Source organism: Phenylobacterium sp. (assembly GCF_035475775.1).
Lineage (GTDB): Bacteria > Pseudomonadota > Alphaproteobacteria > Caulobacterales > Caulobacteraceae > Phenylobacterium.
Genome location: NZ_DATIMC010000035.1, coordinates 1 through 17,968, shown reverse-complemented (window position 1 = coordinate 17,968; position 17,968 = coordinate 1). Strand labels below are relative to the sequence as shown.

Genomic DNA, 17,968 nt, shown 5'->3' with positions numbered 1-17,968 from the left:
TTATGACCTTTTATCCCACTGACAGGCTCGCCCTCTTCATCGACGGGGCCAACCTCTACTCGTCGGCCAAGGGCCTGGGTTTCGACATCGACTACCGGAAGCTCCTGGAGGAGTTCCGGCAGCGCGGCGTGCTGGTGCGGGCCTACTACTACACCGCCCTGGTCGAGGATCAGGAGTACTCGCCGATCCGGCCGCTGGTCGACTGGCTGGACTACAACGGCTACCGGCTGGTGACCAAGCCGGCGCGGGAATACGTCGACAGCCAGGGGCGCAAGCGCTGGCGCGGCGACATGGACGTCGAGATCGCCGTCGACATGATGGAGATGGCCGGCCCCGCCGACCACCTGGTGCTGTTCTCGGGCGATGGCGACTTCCGCTGCCTGGTGGAGGCGGTGCAGCGCAAGGGCGCGCGGGTGACCGTCGTCTCGACGGTGAAGTCGACGCCGCCGATGGCCTCCGACGACCTCAGGCGCCAGGCGGACAGCTTCGTCGACCTGGCCGACCTGGCGGAGATCATCGGCCGGCCCTCGCGCCTGCCGCGCTTCATTCAGGAGGCCCGCGCCCATGAGCGGGAGCTGGGGCGCGACCGCGTCGACGAGGCCGATGCCGAGGCCTGAGCCGGCGGAGGCGGGCTATCCGCCGGACGCGCCGCCGGACTGCCCGCTCTGCCCGCGGCTGGTCGCCTACCGCGCCGCCAACCGAACAGCCCATCCCGAGTGGTTCAACGGCGCCGCGCCGTCGTTCGGCGACCCGGACGCCCGGCTGCTGGTCGTGGGCCTGGCGCCCGGACGCACCGGCGCGAACCGCACCGGGCGGCCGTTCACCGGCGATTTCGCCGGCGTGCTGCTCTACGGGACGCTGATCAAGCTGGGCTTCGCGCAGGGCCGCTACGAGGCCCGGCCCGACGACGGGCTGACGCTGGTCGACTGCATGATCACCAACGCGGTGCGCTGCGCCCCGCCCGGCAACAAGCCGGAGACGCCCGAGCAGGCCAATTGCCGGCCGTACCTGGCGAGCCGCATCGCCGCGCTCCCCCGCCTGCAGGTGGTCGTCACGCTGGGCGACGTCGCGCGGCGCAACGTCCTGCGCGCGCTGGGCCTGACGGCCGGCGCCGGCGCGAGCGGCCACGGGGCGGAGATGCGGGTCGGCCCGCTCACCCTGCTCAACAGCTACCACTGCTCGCGGCTCAACACGAACACCGGCCGGCTCACCGCGCCGATGTTCGAGGCCGTGTTCCAACGCGCCCGGGCGCTCCTGGCGGGCTGACGGCCCTTGCCAGCGCAGGCCGGCGGCGCAACCCTTGCCGAACGACGTTCGGGAGGGCGCCATGGTGTTCGAGCAGATCGCGACCGGCGGTTGCCAGTCATACCTCGTCGGTTGCGCGGCGAGCCGCGCAGCGGTGCTGATCGACCCCGAGCAGTCGCGGATCGACGAATACCGAGGGCTGGCCGCCCAGCACGGGCTCGCCGTGCGCTACGTGATCGACACCCACACTCACGCGGACCATTTCTCGGGCAGCCGCGAGCTCGGCAAGGCGCTCGGCGCGCCGGTGGTCATGCACCGGCTGAGCCCGGCCCCCTACGCTGACCTGCGGCTCGACGACGGGGACATGCTGATCGCGGGCTCACTCAAGGTGAAGGCGCTGCACACGCCTGGCCACACGCGTGATTCCATGTGCCTGGCGCTGGACGACCGGGTGTTCACCGGGGACACTCTGCTGATCGGCGGCACGGGCCGCACCGACCTGCCCACCGGCGATCCGCATGCGCTCTACGAGAGCCTGTTCGACAAGCTCCTGAAGCTGCCGCCGGAGACGCTGGTCTATCCCGCGCACGACTACAAGGGCCGCAGCCACTCCACGATCGGCGCGGAGATCGCGGACAATCCGCGGCTGCAGAAAACCGAGCGGGGCGCGTTCGTGGAGATGATGCAACACCTGGACCTCTCGGCGCCGACGCATCTCACCGAGGCGCTGCGCACCAACATGAGCGGCGGCAAGACGGTCGACCAGCTGCTCGCCGAGGCCGCGGCCAAGGTGCCGTTCATGTCGTTGGCCGAGCTCGCCGGCCGGATCGGCGGGAACAGCCGCGACCTGGTGGTGCTCGACCTGCGCGAGAGGGACGCTTTCGAGTCCGGCCATGTGCCCGGCGCAGTGCACCTGCCGCGCGGGCAGCTGGAACTGCGGGTCAACAGCGCCCTGCCGGATCCGACGGTGCGCATCCTCACCTGCTGCGAATTCGGCAAGATCTCCACCCTCGCCGCCGCCACCTTGCGAGAACTGGGCTACGGGCGCGCCGCGGCGCTTGACGGCGGCGTCAAGGCCTGGCGGGAGGCGGGCCATCCGGTGGAGACCTGAACGGCTCGCACAAGCGCCGGGGCTCGGCTACACAGCCCGGGTCGCCGCAACGGAACGTCCGCAAGTGCCGCATCTCGACGCCCTGTCCGGACTCGCCGCCGTCCTCGCCCTGGCCGCCCTTTCCGCCGCCGCCGCGCCGGCGCCTCAGCCCCCGACCGCGCTGCACGATCGGGCGCTGGAGACCCTGAAGCGGGGCGTGGCCTTCCGCACCGTCGTGCCGCCCGGCGACCAGGTCCCGGCCTATGCGGCCTATCTGAAGGGTCTGCTGGTGGCGGCGGGCTTCGCGCCCGAGGACGTCAGGATCGAGCCCATGGCCGGCACGGCGCGGCTGGTCGCCCGCTACCGCGGACGCGATCCGGCCAGGAAGCCGATCGTGGTCATCGACCACATGGACGTGGTCGAGGCCAACCCCAAGGACTGGACCCGCGATCCGTTCACCCCGGTGGTGGAGCACGGCTACGTGTTCGGCCGCGGCGCCTATGACGACAAGTTCGACGTCTCGGCGATCGTCACCGTGCTGGCCAAGCTGAAGCGCGAGGGCTGGACGCCCGGGCGCGACGTGGTCCTGGCGCTCTCCGGCGACGAGGAGACCCAGATGCAGACCGGCCGCGCCAATGCGGTCGAGCTGAAGAACGCCGAGCTGGTGCTGAACGGCGACGCCGGCGGCGGCGTGCTCTCGCAGGACGGCAAGCCGCTCTACTATGGGCTGCAGGCGGCGGAGAAGACCTACGCGGACTTCGCGATCGCCGTCACCAGCCCCGGGGGTCATTCCAGCCGGCCCGGCAAGTCCAACGCCATCTACGAGCTCGCCGCCGACCTCGGGCGGCTGGCGGCCTATCGGTTCCCGGTGATGCGCTCGGAGATCACCGAGGCGGCGTTCCGGGCCGCGGCGCCGATCACCCCCGGCCCCACCGGCGCGGCGCTGCGCCGCTACCTGGCCAACCCGAAGGACGCCCAGGCGATCGCGGTCCTGACGGCCGATCCGGACTATGTGGGGCAGCTTCGCACCACCTGCGTGGCGACCATGGTGAGCGCCGGCCATGCGCCCAACGCCCTGCCGCAGCGGGCCGAGGCCAACGTCAACTGCCGCATCTTCCCCGGCACGCCCTCCGAGGCGGTGCGCAAGGTGATCGAGCAGGTGATCGCCGATCCGGCCGCCCGGGTGACCCGCAAGGACGACGGCTCCATCGATGCGCCGGCCTCGGCGCTCAGGCCCGACGTGCTGGCCGCCGTGAGCGCGGCGGTGCACGCCCGCGCACCCGGCCTGCCGATCGTGCCCTCGATGTCGGCCGGGGCCACCGACAGCATGTTCTTCCGCGCCGAGAGCGTGCCGGCCTATGGGGTCTCGGGGGTGTTCATGAAGCCCTCCGACGACTTCGCCCACGGGCTCGACGAGCGCGTCCCGCTGGCGTCCCTCGACGGGGCGCTCCTGCAGTGGGAGCTCATCCTCAGGGAGCTGGCGAAATAAGGCTGAAATTCTTTCGTGTTCTCTGATCGTTCTGGTACCGCCGAGGCACGACCGAGACGCCACAGCCTATGGTCCTCACGCTCTGGGCGGCAGCTTCCGCAGTGACGACCTGGTTCGCTCCTGACGTGTTTGGGCCGATTGACCGGATCCTGCATTAACCCCCACTCCAGTAGTGGTACCGCCAAACCGCTGAGAAGCCGGTCGCGCGGTAGAGGCTGCGGGCGGGATTGTCTTGGACGACCTGGAGAACCGCGCGTCTGACGCCGCGCGCGGCCGCGGCGCGTCCGAGCGCGGCCAGGATGCGGCTGGCGTGGCCCCTGCGGCGCCGGTCCGGCGCGGTGCGCATGCCGTGGACGCCCGCCCAGCCGCGACCGAACGAGACGACGCCCACCGCCGTGATGCGCTCACCCTCGCGCACGGCGGCGAACAGCACGTCCGGCGAGCGGGTGAGATTGCGGATGCGGCTGGCGGCCTCGTCGGGATCGAAGCCTTCGCCCGTGAAGCAGGCGGTCCAGGCCGCGTCCGGCGCCTCCAGCAGCTCGGCGGGATCATCGGAGAGCGCGATCAGGCCGTCGGCGGCGCCGAGCTTCATCATCGTCGGGTTCAGGGGCGTATAGCCGCGGGCGATGAGCGCCGCGCGGACCGGCGCGAGCGCCGCGGTTTCGGCGATCCGGAAGGCGGGCGCCAGGCCGGCGGCCAGGTAGACCTGCTCGATCTCCTCGATCGCGCCCGGACCGGCGCCGTGGGCGAGCGGCACGGCGCTCTTCGCGCGGCCAATGGCGCCGGGATCGAGCGGGACGAGCCAGCCTGCGACCTCCAGGACGCGCTCAGGCGCGACGGACTCCACGATGGAGCGCTCGAGGGCATCGATCTCCGCCTCAGCGAGCGTCACCCCTGCCCTCCCATTGATGGGGAGGGGGGGACCATCGGCCGAGCGCAGCGAAGAGCCGATGGTGGGCGGGGCGATGACTTGCGCGGGGCTTGCCCCTTCCACCGCTCGCTCTGCGGCGAGCGGTCCCCCTCCCCCGTGAACGGGGGAGGCAGGCTCACCCCTTCTCCCTGAGTAGCCGGGCCTTGTCGCGCTGCCAGTCGCGTTCGGCGGCGGTGTCGCGCTTGTCGTGCAGCTTCTTGCCCTTGGCCAGCGCCACCTCCAGCTTGGCGATGCCGCGGTCGTTCCAGTAGAGCCGGGTCGGGATGATGGTGCGGCCCTCGCGCTTGACCGCGCCGATCAGCCTGTCGATCTCGCGCCGCTTCAGGAGCAGCTTCCGGTGGCGGCGCGGCTCGTGGTTGAAGTAGGGGCCGGCCTGCTTGTAGGGCGGGATGTCGGCGTTCACGAGGACGATCTCGTGGCCCTCGACGGCCGCATAGCTCTCGGCGATGTTGGCGCGGCCGTTGCGCAGGGACTTCACCTCCGAGCCGGTGAGCTGCAGGCCCGCCTCGAAGGTGTCTTCCAGGAAGTAGTCGAACCGCGCGCGGCGGTTCTCGGCGATCAGCTTGCCGGGCATGTCAGATGACCCCGGCGTCCCGCATCGCGGCCAGCACTTCCTTGCGGGCGGCTTCGGAGCAGGGAACGATCGGCAGCCGCGTCTCCTCCGAGCAGAGGCCGAGGTGGGCGAGCGCGAACTTGGTCGGCGCGGGCGAGGCGTCGGCGAACAGCGCCTTGTGCAGCCGGATCAGCCGGTCCTGGCCCGCGAGCGCGCCCTGCCACCGGCCCGCCAGGGCGTCGTTGTAGAAAGCGGCGCACGGCTCGGGGGCGACATTGGCGGTCACCGAGATGCAGCCGTGGCCGCCGTGGGCCATGTAGCCCAGCGCCGAGGGATCGTCGCCCGACAGCATCACCCAGTCCTCGCCGCACATCAGGCGCTGGAAGGAGGCGCGCGGCAGGTCGCCGGTGGCGTCCTTGACGCCCACCATGTTCGGCAGCCTGGCGAGCCGGGCGAGCGTGTCGTTGGAGATGTCGACGCTGGTGCGCGAGGGCACGTTGTAGATGATCACCGGCAGCTGCACGGCGTCGTTGATCGCCCGGTAATGCGCGTACAGCCCCTCCTGGCTGGGGCGGTTGTAATAGGGGGTGACGACGAGCGCCGCGTCGGCGCCGACGGCCTTGGCGTGGCGGACCAGCTCGATCGCCTCCTCGGTGGCGTTGGAGCCCGCCCCGGCGACGACTGGCACGCGTCCTGCAGCGGTCTTCACGCATAGCTCGACCACGCGACGGTGCTCGTCATGACTGAGGGTCGCCGTCTCGCCGGTGGTGCCGACGGGAACCAGACCATGAACCCCGCCTGCGATCTGACGCTCGACCAGGCGCACGAAGGCCGGCTCGTCGAACGCGCCGTCGCGGAACGGCGTCACCAGCGCCGGCAGGACGCCGCGGAACAGGGGCTCGGACATTTCAGCAAATTGCCGTGAAGGGCTCGCTTGTTAAGCGAAATTCAGAACTGCCGCGACAATATGGGGGAGTGGGCCACGCTCGCAATGTTCGTATCAAGTCGTCGATGAAGGGGGGCAGTCCGTTGGGGGACACCAGCGTGCTCGCAAAAGCCCGCAAGATCGCACTGATCGCCGGCGTGCTCGGCTTGGCCACGGCCGCCGCGCGCGCGCAGCCGGTCGATCCGATCGGCGACCTGCTGCAGAACGCGATTCCCGAGGAAGCGCCCGTCGAAGCGGCCGCGGTGGTGCATTCCGCCGGCCGTACGCTTTCGGCCGCCGACGTGGCCCTGCTCCGCCGCGCGATCGAATCGGCCCGCCGCGGCGACGTGAACGGCGCGCGCGCGGCGCGCAGCGAGCTCTCGGATTCCCTGGCCCGCAAGGTGGCCACCTGGGCGATGGCCGATTCGGACGGCGATTCGCTGGGCTTCTTCGAGATCGACAGCGCCAGGCGCGAGCTCGCCGAGTGGCCCAGGGCCTCGCGCCGGGAGCTGGCCGCTGAGCGGCAGCTGGAAGCCTCGGGAAAGTCGCCCAGCGAGATCGTGGCCTGGTTCCGGGCCGACGGGCCGGATACGCCGCAGGGCGCGATGGCGCTGGCCTCCGCCGAGCAGGCGCTGGGCCGGCCGGCCGAGGCCCAGGCCCTGATCAGGCATTGGTGGCGCGACAGGGCGTTCGACGCCGAGGCGCAGCGCGCGATGCTCGCCCGCTTCGCCGGGCTGCTGACCCAGGATGACCAGGTCCGCCGCGTCGACATCCTGCTCTATGAGAAGAACACCCAGGCCGCGCGCGACCTCCTGCCGCTGATCCCCGCGGACCAGCAGCAGGCGGCCGAGGCCAGGCTGGCGCTGCGGGCCAATGCGGCCAACGCGCCTGAGCTCGCCGCCGCCCTGCCTGCCAGCGTCGCCAATTCGCCGGGCGTCGCCTTCGAGCGCGCCGCCTACTACCGCCGGCACAACCTGGAGACGCTCGCCCAGGCGCTGGTCAAGGACTTCCCGCGCGAGGCGCCCACGCCTGAGATGGCCAAGCAGGTCTGGGAGGAGCGCAAGCAGCTGATCATCGCCGCGCTCCGGGCCGGCGACGCCCGGAGCGCCTACGCCGCGGCCGATTGCGACAGCATGACCGGGCCCGATGCGGCGGAGGCCGCCTTCTATGCGGGCTGGATCGCGCTGACCAAGCTGAAGGACCCCGAGGCGGCGGCGAAGCACTTCGCGACCCTGGACCGGATCGGCACCTCGCCGATCACCCGCGCCCGGGCGCTCTACTGGGAGGGCCGCGCCGCCGAGGCGAAGGGCGACCAGGCGTCGGCCGACAGCTTCTACCAGGCGGCCTCGGCGCACGGCACGACCTTCTATGGCCAGCTCGCCATGGAGAAGGTGGGGCGCAAGCTGACGCTGACCGCCGATCCGGAGATCACGCCGGGCGAGCGCGCCCGCTTCGAAGCCCGCGAGCCGGTGCAGGCCGCGCGTCTGCTCTACGAGCTGGGCTACCGCGACCTCTACCGCAGCTTCGTGCTCAGCCTGGACGACGTGCTCCCCTCGACGGCCGACGAGGCGCTGCTGGTCGACCTGGTGCGCGGCTATGGCGATCAGTACCTCTCGATGCTGGTGGCCCGCTCGGCCGCGCAGCACGGCTTCATCCTGCCCCAGCGGGCCTATCCCTACCGCGCGCCGCCGCAGGTGGCGGGCGGGCCGGAGCCGGCGTTCGTGCTGGCCATCACCCGCCAGGAGAGCGGCTTCGACGCCTACGCCCACTCCGGGGCCGGGGCGCGCGGCATGATGCAGCTGATGCCGGCCACCGCCGCCGTCGTCGCCCGCCGCATGGGGGTCGGCTATTCGCCCGCCCGCCTGGAGGACGCCGACTACAACATGCAGCTCGGCTCCAGCTTCCTGGGCCATCTGGTGGACCAGTTCTCCGGCTCCTACGTCATGGCCGCGGCGGCCTACAACGCCGGGCCGGGCCGGCCGGGGCAGTGGGTCTCGTTCTGCGGCGATCCGCGGGGCGCGACCGATCCCGTCGACTTCATCGAGTGCATCCCCTTCTCCGAGACGCGCAACTACGTGATGCGGGTGATGGAGAACGTGCAGGTCTATCGGGCCAAGCTGAGCGGCGGCACGGCGCCGATCACCTTGCACGCCGACCTGCGCCGCGGCTCCTACGGCTTCGCCGCCGCGCAGCCCGCCCCGCTGACCCGCGTCTCGGCCGCACGCTGACTATGCCCGCGCGGCGAGCGGCGAGCCCGAGACCCGCCCCTGCGGGGCCGGCGTCCAGAGACAGGCCAAGGTCGCGGCGGCGGGCCTAATCGACGACCAGGCCGTTGATCAGGCCGTCCAGGGTGACGGCGATGAGCTCCTCGCGGTCCGCCCAGGCGAAGTTGGGCCGGGCGGCGAGCAGGGCCACCACCCCGTGGCAGGACATCCACAGCGCCTGGGCGGCGCAGTCGGCCGAGCCGTTGCGCAGGCGCCCGGCGGCGGCGATCTCGCGCACGACCCCGCAGAACACGTCGTAGCAGGCCGCGCCGAGGTCGGCGGCGGCGCTCTCCGAGACCGCGGATTCCGGACGCGGCGCCGAATAGACCAGCTGATAGGGGTTCGGGTGCTCCATGCCCCAGCGCATGTAGGCCTCGAGCATCATGCTCAGCCGCACCACGGCATCGATCGGCTTGGCGGCGATCTCCAGGTTGCGGTCCAGGAGCAGCTTGATGGTCTGCTCGCAGATCTCCAGGAGGATGGCGCTCTTGTCGGCGAAGTGCATGTAGAGCGCGGTGGAGGAGACCCCCACCTCGTCGGCGATCCTGCGGATGGTCGCCCCCTCGTAGCCTTCGGCCACGAAGATCCGCTCCGCCGCCTCGAGGATCTCGGCGCGCCGCAGATGGCCGTCGCCCTTCGCCTTGCGCGAGGATCGACGAGTCGTGGTCGCTGCAACCGTCACTGGAATCCGATCCTCCCCAACCCCCAGGGCAGCGGACCCCAAATCCTTCGATGTGACAAGGGCGTAACGTGAGATACGGGCGCAAAGCTGTCGCAGCGGAAGCCGCCGGGCACTGGACGAGCGGCGCCCGAAGCTCGTAAGGCCGCGCCATGAGCCGTTCCGGACCGAAGCTGGCCGAGACGCCCGGCCTGATGCGCACGACCGGATGGGCGGACTACGAGCTCGTGGATTCCGGCGCGGGACGCAAGCTCGAGCGCTACGGGCCCTACACCGTGGTGCGGCCCGAGCCGCAGTGCCTGTGGGCGCCGGCGCTCGCGGCGGAGGCCTGGGCGGCGGCCGATGCGGTGTTCGATCCGGAAGGCGAGGAGGACGCCGGGCGCTGGCGGTTCCGGGGCGAGCCGGCGCAGGCCTGGCCGCTCGCCTGGGGCGAGGCGCGCTTCCACGGCCGGTTCACCAGCTTCCGCCACCTGGCCTTCTTCCCCGAGCAGGCGGCCAACTGGGCCTGGCTCGACCAGCGGGTGCGCGCCCGCGGCGAAGCGCCGAGAATCCTGAACCTGTTCGGCTACACCGGCGTGGCGAGCCTGGTGATGGCCGCGGCGGGCGCGGCGGTGACCCACGTCGACGCCTCGCGGCGGGCGGTGGGCTGGGCGCGGGAGAACGCCGAGCTGTCCGGGCTCGCGGAGCGGCCGGTCCGCTGGATCGTCGAGGATGCGCGCAAGTACGTCGCGCGCGAGGCCCGGCGCGGCTCGCGCTACGACGGGATCGTCCTCGATCCGCCGAAATACGGCCGCGGCCCGGCGGGCGAGGTCTGGCGGCTGTTCGACGACCTGCCTGAGCTTGTCCGCCTATGCTGCGGACTTCTCGCCGAAAACGCCGATTTCCTGCTGCTCAACGCCTATGCCGAGCGGATCTCCGGCGCCGCGCTCTCGGGCTTGCTGGCCGAGGCGCTGGCGGCCCGCGGCGGACGGATCGACTGGGGCGAGCTGGCGCTGGCGCAGGATGCCCCGCCCCGGCAGATCGGCATGAGCTTCTACGCCCGGTGGTCGGCATGAGCGGCCGCGTCACCTCGCTGCAGAACCCGACGGTGAAGGCCCTGCGCGCCCTGCACCTGAAGAAGGCCCGCGACCAGACCGGCCTGTTCGTGGCCGAGGGGCTGAAGACCGTCGTCGAGGGCCTCGACACCGGCCACGCGCCGCAGATGCTGCTGTTCGGCGCCGAGGCGGCCGATCATCCGCTGACCCGGCGCGCGGTCGCGGCGACGCGCGAGGCCGGCGGCGAGGCGCTCGAGGTGACCGAGGCCATCCTCGCCAAGGTCTCGCGGCGGGAGAATCCGCAGGCGGTGGTGGGCGTCTTCCGCCAGGCGTTCCGGGCCCTCGACCAGATCGAGCCGCACGCGGCCCCCTGCTGGGTGGCGCTGCACCGGGTGCGCGACCCGGGCAACCTCGGGACCATCGTGCGCACCGCCGATGCGGCCGGCTGCGGCGGGGTGATCCTGGTCGGCGAGTGCTGCGACCCCTATTCGACGGAGGCGGTGCGCGCGACCATGGGCTCGATCTTCGCCGCCGCCCTGGCGCGGGCCTCGGAAGCCGAGTTCGCCGCCTGGCGCGACCGCTGGCCGGGCTCGGTGGTGGGGACGCTGCTCGCCGCCAGCCTCGACTACCGCGCCGCCGACTACGTCAGGCCCTCGCTGATCCTGATGGGCAACGAGCAGCAGGGCCTGCCGCCGGAGATGGCGAGGCTCTGCGACGTGAACGTGAAGATCCCGATGCGCGGCCGGGCGGACTCGCTGAACCTCGCCGTGGCGACCGGCATCATGATCTACGCGGCGACGCCTTAGATCGGCATCGATCAGGCGGTGAGCGCCGCCAGGTTCCGGTAGCTGTCGGCCAGCATCTCCAGCACCGGGCGGGCGAACGGCGGCTCGTGCTCGACGAAGTACTCGCGCACGCCCTCGGCGTAGGCGGCGGCGAGCAGGCGCGGCCAGTCGATGATCCCCTGCCCGACCGAGGTGGTCTGCACGCGGAAGGCGAAGTTGGGCTCGACGCCCTTGGCCACGTCCTTCACGTGCATCATCCGGAAGCGGCCGGGATGGGCCTTCAGCACCTCCACCGGATCGCGGCCGGCGGCGACCACCCAGCCGGCGTCCATCTCGAACTGCACGAGCGCGGGATCGGTCTCGCGCAGCAGCAGGTCCAGGGCCGTGCCGCCGTCGAGCGGCGCGAACTCCGGATTGTGGTTGTGGTAGGCGAAGGCGAGCCCCTCGCGCTTCAGGCCCGCGCCGGTGCGGTTCAGGAACGCCGCGGTGGCCTTCCAGTCCTCGGCGGAGGGCGGCGACCGCAGCGACTTGCCCTCGGGGACCAGGAAGATCGGCATGACCACGTGCCGCGCCCCCAGGATGCGCATGTCGGCGGCGAGACGGCCGAGGTCGCCCGAGAGCGTCGGCTCGGGGCCGCCGCCGCGCGGCTGGACGTGGGCCGAGGTGCAGGCCAGCCCATGAGCATCGAGCGCGGCGCGCAGCTCCTGGGCCGAGCGCCCCGCATAGCCGGCGGTCTCGACCGTCGTGTAGCCGATCGCGGAAAGCGCCTTCAGGGTCCCGTCCAGATCGCGGCGGAGCTCGGCACCGACCGAGTAGAGCTGCAGGCCGATGGGCAAGCGGTGACTCCGGAAGAAGCGCTGCGGCGCGGACCGGGCGGCGCCGGCCATGAGCGCGAAGGCTGCGGACAGGGCCCGGCGGCGCGTGAGATGCATGGTCCCTCCCCGGCCGACAGTGAGCGGCGCCATGCGCCGCTTGGCAAGCTCAGGTTCCATCGCCCGCCGGGCATGGGCGGGCCGCCAGCCTCAATCTCGCCGCGGCGAGGCGGATCATGCTGTCCGCGGCGGCCCGGCGGCGCGTGTCACATCCGGGCCGGGCCGCCCGTCCTTAGGCGAAAAGAGCTGAAGGAGCCTCCGATGTCCCCACGCCTCAACCTCTACGCCCTGGCGCAGAAGCCGCTCGAGCAGCTGCTCGCGTTGGAGAAATACCTGACGGACAGCGGCCTGGAGCACGGCCTGCTGCACCTGGTCAAGATGCGCGCCTCGCAGATCAACGGCTGCGCCTACTGCCTGCATATGCACTCGGCCGACGCCCTGAAGGCGGGCGAGGATCCGAAGCGGCTGTTCCTGCTCGACGCCTGGCGAGAGTCGAGCCTGTACAGCCCGCGCGAGCGGGCGGCGCTGGGCTGGACCGAGGCGCTCACCCGGGTCGCCGAGACCCACGCGCCCGACGAGGACTTCCAGGCGCTGAAGCCGCACTTCAGCGATCAGCAGATCGCCGACCTGACCCTGGCGATCGGCTTGATCAACACCTGGAACCGGCTGGCCATCGGGCTTCGCTCGGAGCATCCCAAGGACAAGCCGGCGAGGGAGACCGCGGCGGCCTGAGGTGGGTCACGCCTTGCGCGGCTTGGCCCGCGTGGTGGGCTGGGCCGCGGCCGGGTCTTCGGGCCACAGGTGCTTGGGATAGCGGCCCTTCATCTCGGTCCGGACATCGCGCCAGGAGCCGCGCCAGAAGCCGGGCAGATCCCGGGTGGTCTGGATCGGGCGGTGGGCCGGCGAGAGCAGCGAAAGCGTCAGCGGCGCGCCGCCGACCTGCGGGTGCTCGGAAAGCCCATAGACCTCCTGCACGCGGACCTCGACGCGCGGCCCCCCCTCGGCGGCGTAATGGATGGCGAAGCTGGCGCCGGAGGGCGCGGTCCAGCGGGCAGGCGCTTCCGTTGCGAGCCGGCGCTGCAGGTCCCAGGGGACCAGACCGCGAAGCGACGCCTCGAGGGCGTCCGGCTTGAGGTCCGCCAGCGCGCGCACGCCGACAAGCAGCGGCGTCAGCCACGCCTCCAGACGGGCGATGAGCGCCTCGTCGGAGAGGTCGGGCCAGGCGGGATCGCGCCGGCGGAGGAACGCCACGCGCTCGCGGAAGCTTTGCCCCGCCTCGCCGAGCCGCAAGGCCGAGAGTCCCTGGGCGCGGACCCGCTCGGCGAGCGCCCGGGCGATCAGCGCGGGATCGGGGGTCTCGACCAGGGTCTCGCGGACGGTGAGCCTTCCCAGGCGCAGGATGCGCTTGGCGCGCAGCTTGCCGCCGCCGCTCTCCTCCAGGTGGTCCTCTTCCGTGAGCTGGCCCGCGAAAACCTCGAGGATCTCCGCCTCGTCCAGCGGGGCCGCGAGCAGGATGCGGTCGCGCACGCTCCCGCCGCCGAGCTCGCCCACCGCCAGCCAGGGCGCGCGGGCCAGCGCGTCGGTGGGCTCGACGAACGCGCCGCGGCCGGAGACCAGCTGGAATTCGCCCACCGACCCGCGGGCGCGGGCGAGACGCTCCGGATAGGCGAAGGCGAGGAGGAGCCCGTCGGAGAGCGGCTCGGCGGCGGTCGCCTCCTTTCCCGCCAGCCTCGCCCAGCGGTCGGCAAGCGCGCGGGCGTCGCGGGCGCGCGGGCTGCGGTCGCGGTCCAGGGCCTCCAGGCGATGGCGCAGGTCGGCGTCGCGGCCGCCGAGGTTGCGCTCGGCGATCAGCGCGGCGATGCGGGCGGCGCGGCGCGCCTGGCCCGTTGCGGCGGCCTTCAGCACCATGTGCGCGAGCCGCGGCGCGAGCGGAAACTCGGCGAGCGCGCGGCCGTGGGGCGTCAGCACGCCCTCGGCGGTCAGGGCGTCCAGGCGGATCAGCAGCGCGCGCGCCTCGGCGTAGGCGGCGGCGGGCGGCGGGTCGAGGAAGGCCAGCTCGGCGGGGTCCTTGGCGCCCCAGCGGGCGAGGTCGAGCGCCAGCCCCGAGAGGTCGGCGTCGAGGATCTCCGGATCGGCATAGGCCGGCAGCGCGCGGGTCTCGGGCTCGTCCCACAGGCGGTAGCAGGCGCCGGGCTCGGTGCGCCCGGCGCGGCCACGGCGCTGGTCGGCGGCCGCGCGGGAGACGCGGACGGTCGCCAGCCGGGTCAGGCCGCTCGCCGGATCGTAGCGGGGGACGCGCGCCAGGCCGCCGTCGATCACCACGCGGACACCCTCGATGGTCAGGCTGGTCTCGGCGATGGAGGTGGCCAGCACCACCTTGCGCCGCCCCGGGGGCGCCGGCGCGATGGCGCGGTCCTGGGCGGCGGGATCAAGCGCGCCATAGAGCGGCGCGATCTCCACCTCGGGGCGGCGCAGGCGCGCCTCCAGGCGCTCGGCGGTGCGGCGGATCTCTGCCTGGCCGGGCAGGAAGACGAGCACCGAGCCGGCCTCCTCGGCCAGGGCGCGCTCGATCGCGCGGACCACCTGGTCTTCGAGGCGCACGGCCGGATCGCGGCCGAGGTGGCGGGTCTCGACGGGGAACGCCCGGCCATGGCTCTCCACCACCGGCGCGTCGTCCAGCAGGCGGGCGACCGCGGCGCCGTCGAGGGTGGCGGACATCACCAGCAGGCGCAGGTCCTCGCGCAGCAGCTTCTGGGCGTCGCGGGCGAGCGCCAGGCCGAGGTCGGCGTCCAGGCTGCGCTCGTGGAACTCGTCGAAGATCACGCAGGCCACGCCGGAGAGCGCGGGATCGGCGAGGATCATGCGCGTGAAGACGCCCTCGGTGACCACCTCGACGCGGGTGCGGGCCGAGACGCGCGAGGCCATCCGCACGCGGAAGCCCACCGTCCCGCCGACCGGATCACCCAAGGTCTTCGCCATCCGCTCGGCGGCGGCGCGGGCGGCGAGGCGGCGCGGCTCGAGCACGATGATCCGGCCCTCGCCCGCCCAGGGCTCGGCGAGCAGCTCGAGCGGGACGACGGTGGTCTTGCCCGCGCCGGGCGGGGCGACCAGGACGGCGGCGTTGCGGGCCGCCAGCGCGCGCTTCAGGCCCGGAAGGGCGTCGTGGATCGGGAGCATGGGCCCGCGCATATCACGCCCGGCGCGCCGGGCGGCCACGGCGCCCGAGGTCGGCCGTCAGTCAGGCGCGATCAGTCGCCCTGCTGGGGCAGGTCGACGAAAGGCTCGGGCTCGCCGCCCTTGACGACGATCCCGCGCCCCAGCGCCGACTTGCGGATGCCATAGAGGAAGTAGATCACCACGCCCACCGCCAGGTAGCTCAGGAAGAAGGTCCGCGTGGCCGGCGTCGACATCAGGCTCATCAGCAGGATCAGGCACATCACCGCCCCGAGGATCGGGGTCGCCGGGAAGAACGGCGTGCGGAACGGCCGGACCAGGCCCGGTTCGCTGACCCGCAGGTAGATGACCGTGATGCAGACCAGGGTGAAGGCCGCGAGCGAGCCCACGTTGGAGAGGTCCGACAGCGCGTCCAGCGACAGGAACCCGGCCGCGCCCATGGCCGCGAGGCCCACGATGATGGTGTTGATCCACGGGGTGCGGAAGGTCTTGTGCACCGTCGCCAGCGACCTGGGCAGCAGGCCGTCGCGGCTCATCGTGTAGAAGATCCGCGTCTGCCCATAGAGCAGCACCAGCATGACGCTGGACAGCCCGGCGATGGCGCCGATCTTCACCAGCACCGCGAACCACGGCAGGCCGATCTGGTTGACCGCGGTGGCGATCGGCGCAGGGTTGTCGAGCGAGGCGTAGGGCACGATGCCGACCAGCACCGCCGAGGTGGCGATGTAGAGCGCGGTGCAGATGACCAGCGCGCCGAGGATGCCGATCGGCATGTCCTTGGCCGGATTGCGCGACTCCGCCCCGGCGGTGGAGACCGCCTCGAAGCCGAGGTAGGCGAAGAAGATCACCGCCGCGCCGTGGATCACGCCGCCGACGCCGTACTTGGTCGAGTTGTCGCCGGTGATCACGGCGATCAGCGCGCGGCCGATCTGGTGCCAGATGTCCATCGGCGTGCCGGGCGGCCGGACCGGGATCTCGGCCGGCACGAACGGCGCCCAGTTGGCCGGATGGACGTAGCGCGAGCCGATGGCGATGAAGGCGATCACCACCGTCAGCTTGATGGCCACGATGATGTTGTTGACCGTGGCGCTCTCCGAGACCCCGCGGACCAGCAGCAGGGTGACCAGCGCGATCACCACGATCGCCGGCAGGTTCATCACCCCGGTGGCGATCACGTGGCCGGCGGCGTCCTTGACCGCGACGCCCGGCGCGGCGGTCAGCGCGGCCGGAATGCCGAGATGCATGTCGCCCAACAGGCTGGTGAAATAGCCGGACCAGCCGACCGCGACGGTGGAGGCCGCCAGGCCGTACTCCAGGAGCAGCAACAGGCCCATGACCCACGCCGCCCCCTCGCCCATCGAGGCATAGGTGTAGGAGTAGGCGGAGCCCGAGACCGGCAGCGCCGAGGCGAGCTCGGCGTAGCAGAGCGCCACGAAGGCGCAGAGCACGCCGGTGATGACGAAGGACACCATGATGGCCGGGCCCGCGAACTGCGCCGCCGCCCGGCCGGTGAGCACGAAGATGCCGGTTCCGATGATGCAGCCGATGCCGAGCAGCACCAGGTTGAGCGCGCCCAGCGAGCGCTTCAGCTCGCCATGCTCGTGCTCGGCCTGGATCTGCCCGACGGACTTGCGCAGGAAGATGCGCGAAATGCCTGCAGCGTTCGCCATGAGGGCCCTGTCCTCGATTCCCCGACTCCCCCGCGAGCGGGTGATTGGGGGCACGCTAGCTGGCGGGCCCGCGCCCGGCAATGCGACTTGCAGCCCGCGGCCCAAGCGCCCGGCTTTGTTGTGGTTTCGCGCGGTCTCCCTATTGTTAGGCGAGCCGCGGCGCGCCGCGGAGCCATAGGATTGGATCTTGAACGCCCCCGCCCGCCCCGACCTGCCCATCCATGCGCTGATCGCCCCGGTCACCCCGCTGCAGCAGAACTGCACCATCGTCTGGTGCGCCAGGACCAAGAAGGCGGCCGTGATCGATCCCGGCGGCGAGGTCCCGCGCCTGCTCGCCGCCCTGAAACAGTACGAGCTCGAGCTCGAGAAGATCTGGATCACCCACGGTCATCTGGACCATGCCGGCGGGACCGCGGCGCTGCAGGCCGCGACCGGCGCGCCGATCGAGGGCCCGCATCCGGACGACGCCTTCTGGATCGACCAGATCGAGGCCTCCGCCGCCCGCTGGGGCATGCCCGACGCCAAGGGCTTCACGCCGGACCGCTGGCTCGGCGATGGCGACACCGTGACGCTGGGCGAGACCCGCTTCGAGGTCCGCCACTGCCCGGGCCACACCCCTGGGCACGTGATCTTCTTCCACCCGCAGTCGCGCTTCGCCCAGGTGGGCGACGTGCTGTTCCAGGGCTCGATCGGGCGCACCGATTTCCCGCGCGGCGACTACCAGAGCCTGATCCGCTCGATCACCGAGAAGCTCTGGCCGCTGGGCGACGACGTCCGCTTCGTGCCGGGCCACGGTCCGATGTCGACCTTCGGCCAGGAGCGCCGGACGAATCCCTTCGTGGCCGACGAGGTCCTCGCCGAAGGCGGGCTGCAAAGCTGATTTCAACCGGGAAATCCGGGTGTTACCCTCGGCTTCCAGCATCCGGCTCATGGAGACCGCGCAAGACATGACCGCCCAGGGGGCCCGCATCCTGATGGTCGACGACGATCCGGGCATCCGCGACGTGGTCTCCGAGTTCCTCGGCCGTCACGGCTACAAGGTGTCCACCGCCGCCGACGCGCGCGAGATGGAGCAGGCCCTGGAGCGCGGGCCGGTCGACCTGATCGTGCTCGACGTCATGCTGCCGGGCGAGGACGGGCTGGCGGTCTGCCGGCGCGTCGCCTCCGCCGACGGTGGGCCGCCGATCATCATGCTCTCGGCGATGGGGGAGGACACCGACCGCATCGTGGGCCTGGAGCTCGGCGCCGACGACTATC

At 72.1% G+C, this 17,968-nt stretch carries 17 protein-coding genes; 10 read left to right on the top strand and 7 right to left on the bottom strand.

Features of this window, described 5'->3' with window-relative positions:
- Positions 1-2: 2 nt before the first annotated feature.
- The 4 genes from VLI41_RS04230 to VLI41_RS04215 all read left to right on the top strand — a co-directional run bounded on the left by VLI41_RS04230 (position 3) and on the right by VLI41_RS04215 (position 3,824).
- Positions 3-617 (top strand): NYN domain-containing protein, encoded by a 615-nt coding sequence (locus tag VLI41_RS04230; RefSeq protein ID WP_325266807.1) that lies wholly within the window; start codon positions 3-5, stop codon positions 615-617.
- On the top strand, positions 604-1,266 hold the full coding sequence (locus VLI41_RS04225; protein WP_325266806.1) for a uracil-DNA glycosylase: 663 nt from the start codon (positions 604-606) through the stop codon (positions 1,264-1,266). Before VLI41_RS04230 ends, VLI41_RS04225 begins: the two co-directional genes overlap by 14 nt.
- 34 nt (positions 1,267-1,300) lie before the next feature.
- Positions 1,301-2,356, top strand: a complete 1,056-nt coding sequence (locus VLI41_RS04220) for an MBL fold metallo-hydrolase (protein WP_325266805.1) — start codon at positions 1,301-1,303, stop codon at positions 2,354-2,356.
- A gap of 64 nt (positions 2,357-2,420) precedes the next feature.
- Positions 2,421-3,824: a M20/M25/M40 family metallo-hydrolase gene (locus VLI41_RS04215; protein ID WP_325266804.1), complete on the top strand. Its 1,404-nt coding sequence runs from the start codon at positions 2,421-2,423 to the stop codon at positions 3,822-3,824.
- Between the two features lie 154 nt (positions 3,825-3,978).
- Here the strand turns inward: VLI41_RS04215 and VLI41_RS04210 are convergent, their stop codons facing one another.
- The 3 genes from VLI41_RS04210 to dapA form a co-directional block, all read right to left on the bottom strand.
- Complete coding sequence (locus tag VLI41_RS04210; RefSeq protein WP_325266803.1) at positions 3,979-4,716, bottom strand: GNAT family N-acetyltransferase; 738 nt, start codon at positions 4,714-4,716, stop codon at positions 3,979-3,981.
- Between the two features lie 154 nt (positions 4,717-4,870).
- The gene (smpB, locus tag VLI41_RS04205) at positions 4,871-5,329 is read right to left on the bottom strand and encodes an SsrA-binding protein SmpB (RefSeq protein ID WP_325266802.1); all 459 of its coding nucleotides are present in this window, start codon (positions 5,327-5,329) and stop codon (positions 4,871-4,873) included.
- 1 nt (position 5,330) lies between these two features.
- Positions 5,331-6,215 (bottom strand): 4-hydroxy-tetrahydrodipicolinate synthase, encoded by an 885-nt coding sequence (gene dapA, locus VLI41_RS04200; protein ID WP_325266801.1) that lies wholly within the window; start codon positions 6,213-6,215, stop codon positions 5,331-5,333.
- 104 nt (positions 6,216-6,319) lie between these two features.
- On the opposite strand from dapA, the gene VLI41_RS04195 reads away from it, so the two are divergent.
- Positions 6,320-8,461 carry a lytic transglycosylase domain-containing protein gene (locus VLI41_RS04195; RefSeq protein ID WP_325266800.1) on the top strand — a complete coding sequence of 714 codons (2,142 nt, stop codon included), beginning with the start codon at positions 6,320-6,322 and terminating at the stop codon, positions 8,459-8,461.
- Between the two features lie 85 nt (positions 8,462-8,546).
- Here the strand turns inward: VLI41_RS04195 and VLI41_RS04190 are convergent, their stop codons facing one another.
- Positions 8,547-9,179 (bottom strand): TetR/AcrR family transcriptional regulator, encoded by a 633-nt coding sequence (locus VLI41_RS04190; RefSeq protein WP_325266799.1) that lies wholly within the window; start codon positions 9,177-9,179, stop codon positions 8,547-8,549.
- A gap of 149 nt (positions 9,180-9,328) precedes the next feature.
- Here VLI41_RS04190 and VLI41_RS04185 point away from each other — a divergent pair, with 149 nt between their 5' ends.
- Both VLI41_RS04185 and VLI41_RS04180 read left to right on the top strand, forming a co-directional pair.
- Positions 9,329-10,231 carry a class I SAM-dependent methyltransferase gene (locus VLI41_RS04185; RefSeq protein ID WP_325266798.1) on the top strand — a complete coding sequence of 301 codons (903 nt, stop codon included), beginning with the start codon at positions 9,329-9,331 and terminating at the stop codon, positions 10,229-10,231.
- A complete protein-coding gene (locus VLI41_RS04180; protein WP_325266797.1) occupies positions 10,228-11,016 on the top strand; it encodes an RNA methyltransferase in 789 nt (262 codons plus the stop codon). The genes VLI41_RS04185 and VLI41_RS04180 overlap by 4 nt, the downstream gene beginning before the upstream one ends.
- Positions 11,017-11,027: 11 nt before the next feature.
- Here the strand turns inward: VLI41_RS04180 and VLI41_RS04175 are convergent, their stop codons facing one another.
- Positions 11,028-11,927 (bottom strand): sugar phosphate isomerase/epimerase, encoded by a 900-nt coding sequence (locus tag VLI41_RS04175; protein ID WP_325266796.1) that lies wholly within the window; start codon positions 11,925-11,927, stop codon positions 11,028-11,030.
- A gap of 201 nt (positions 11,928-12,128) precedes the next feature.
- Here VLI41_RS04175 and VLI41_RS04170 point away from each other — a divergent pair, with 201 nt between their 5' ends.
- Entirely contained in the window at positions 12,129-12,599 is a 471-nt protein-coding gene (locus tag VLI41_RS04170) for a carboxymuconolactone decarboxylase family protein (RefSeq protein ID WP_325266795.1), read from the top strand.
- A 6-nt stretch (positions 12,600-12,605) separates the two neighbouring features.
- On the opposite strand, the gene hrpB is transcribed toward VLI41_RS04170, so the two are convergent.
- Together hrpB and VLI41_RS04160 are read right to left on the bottom strand one after the other, a co-directional pair.
- Positions 12,606-15,044: an ATP-dependent helicase HrpB gene (hrpB, locus tag VLI41_RS04165; protein ID WP_325266794.1), complete on the bottom strand. Its 2,439-nt coding sequence runs from the start codon at positions 15,042-15,044 to the stop codon at positions 12,606-12,608.
- Between the two features lie 71 nt (positions 15,045-15,115).
- Positions 15,116-16,711 carry an APC family permease gene (locus tag VLI41_RS04160; protein ID WP_325266793.1) on the bottom strand — a complete coding sequence of 532 codons (1,596 nt, stop codon included), beginning with the start codon at positions 16,709-16,711 and terminating at the stop codon, positions 15,116-15,118.
- Between the two features lie 211 nt (positions 16,712-16,922).
- On the opposite strand from VLI41_RS04160, the gene VLI41_RS04155 reads away from it, so the two are divergent.
- Both VLI41_RS04155 and VLI41_RS04150 read left to right on the top strand, forming a co-directional pair.
- Positions 16,923-17,591, top strand: a complete 669-nt coding sequence (locus VLI41_RS04155) for an MBL fold metallo-hydrolase (RefSeq protein ID WP_325266878.1) — start codon at positions 16,923-16,925, stop codon at positions 17,589-17,591.
- Between the two features lie 49 nt (positions 17,592-17,640).
- A partial coding sequence (locus VLI41_RS04150; RefSeq protein WP_325266792.1) for a response regulator occupies positions 17,641-17,968 on the top strand: 328 nt, incomplete at its 3' end.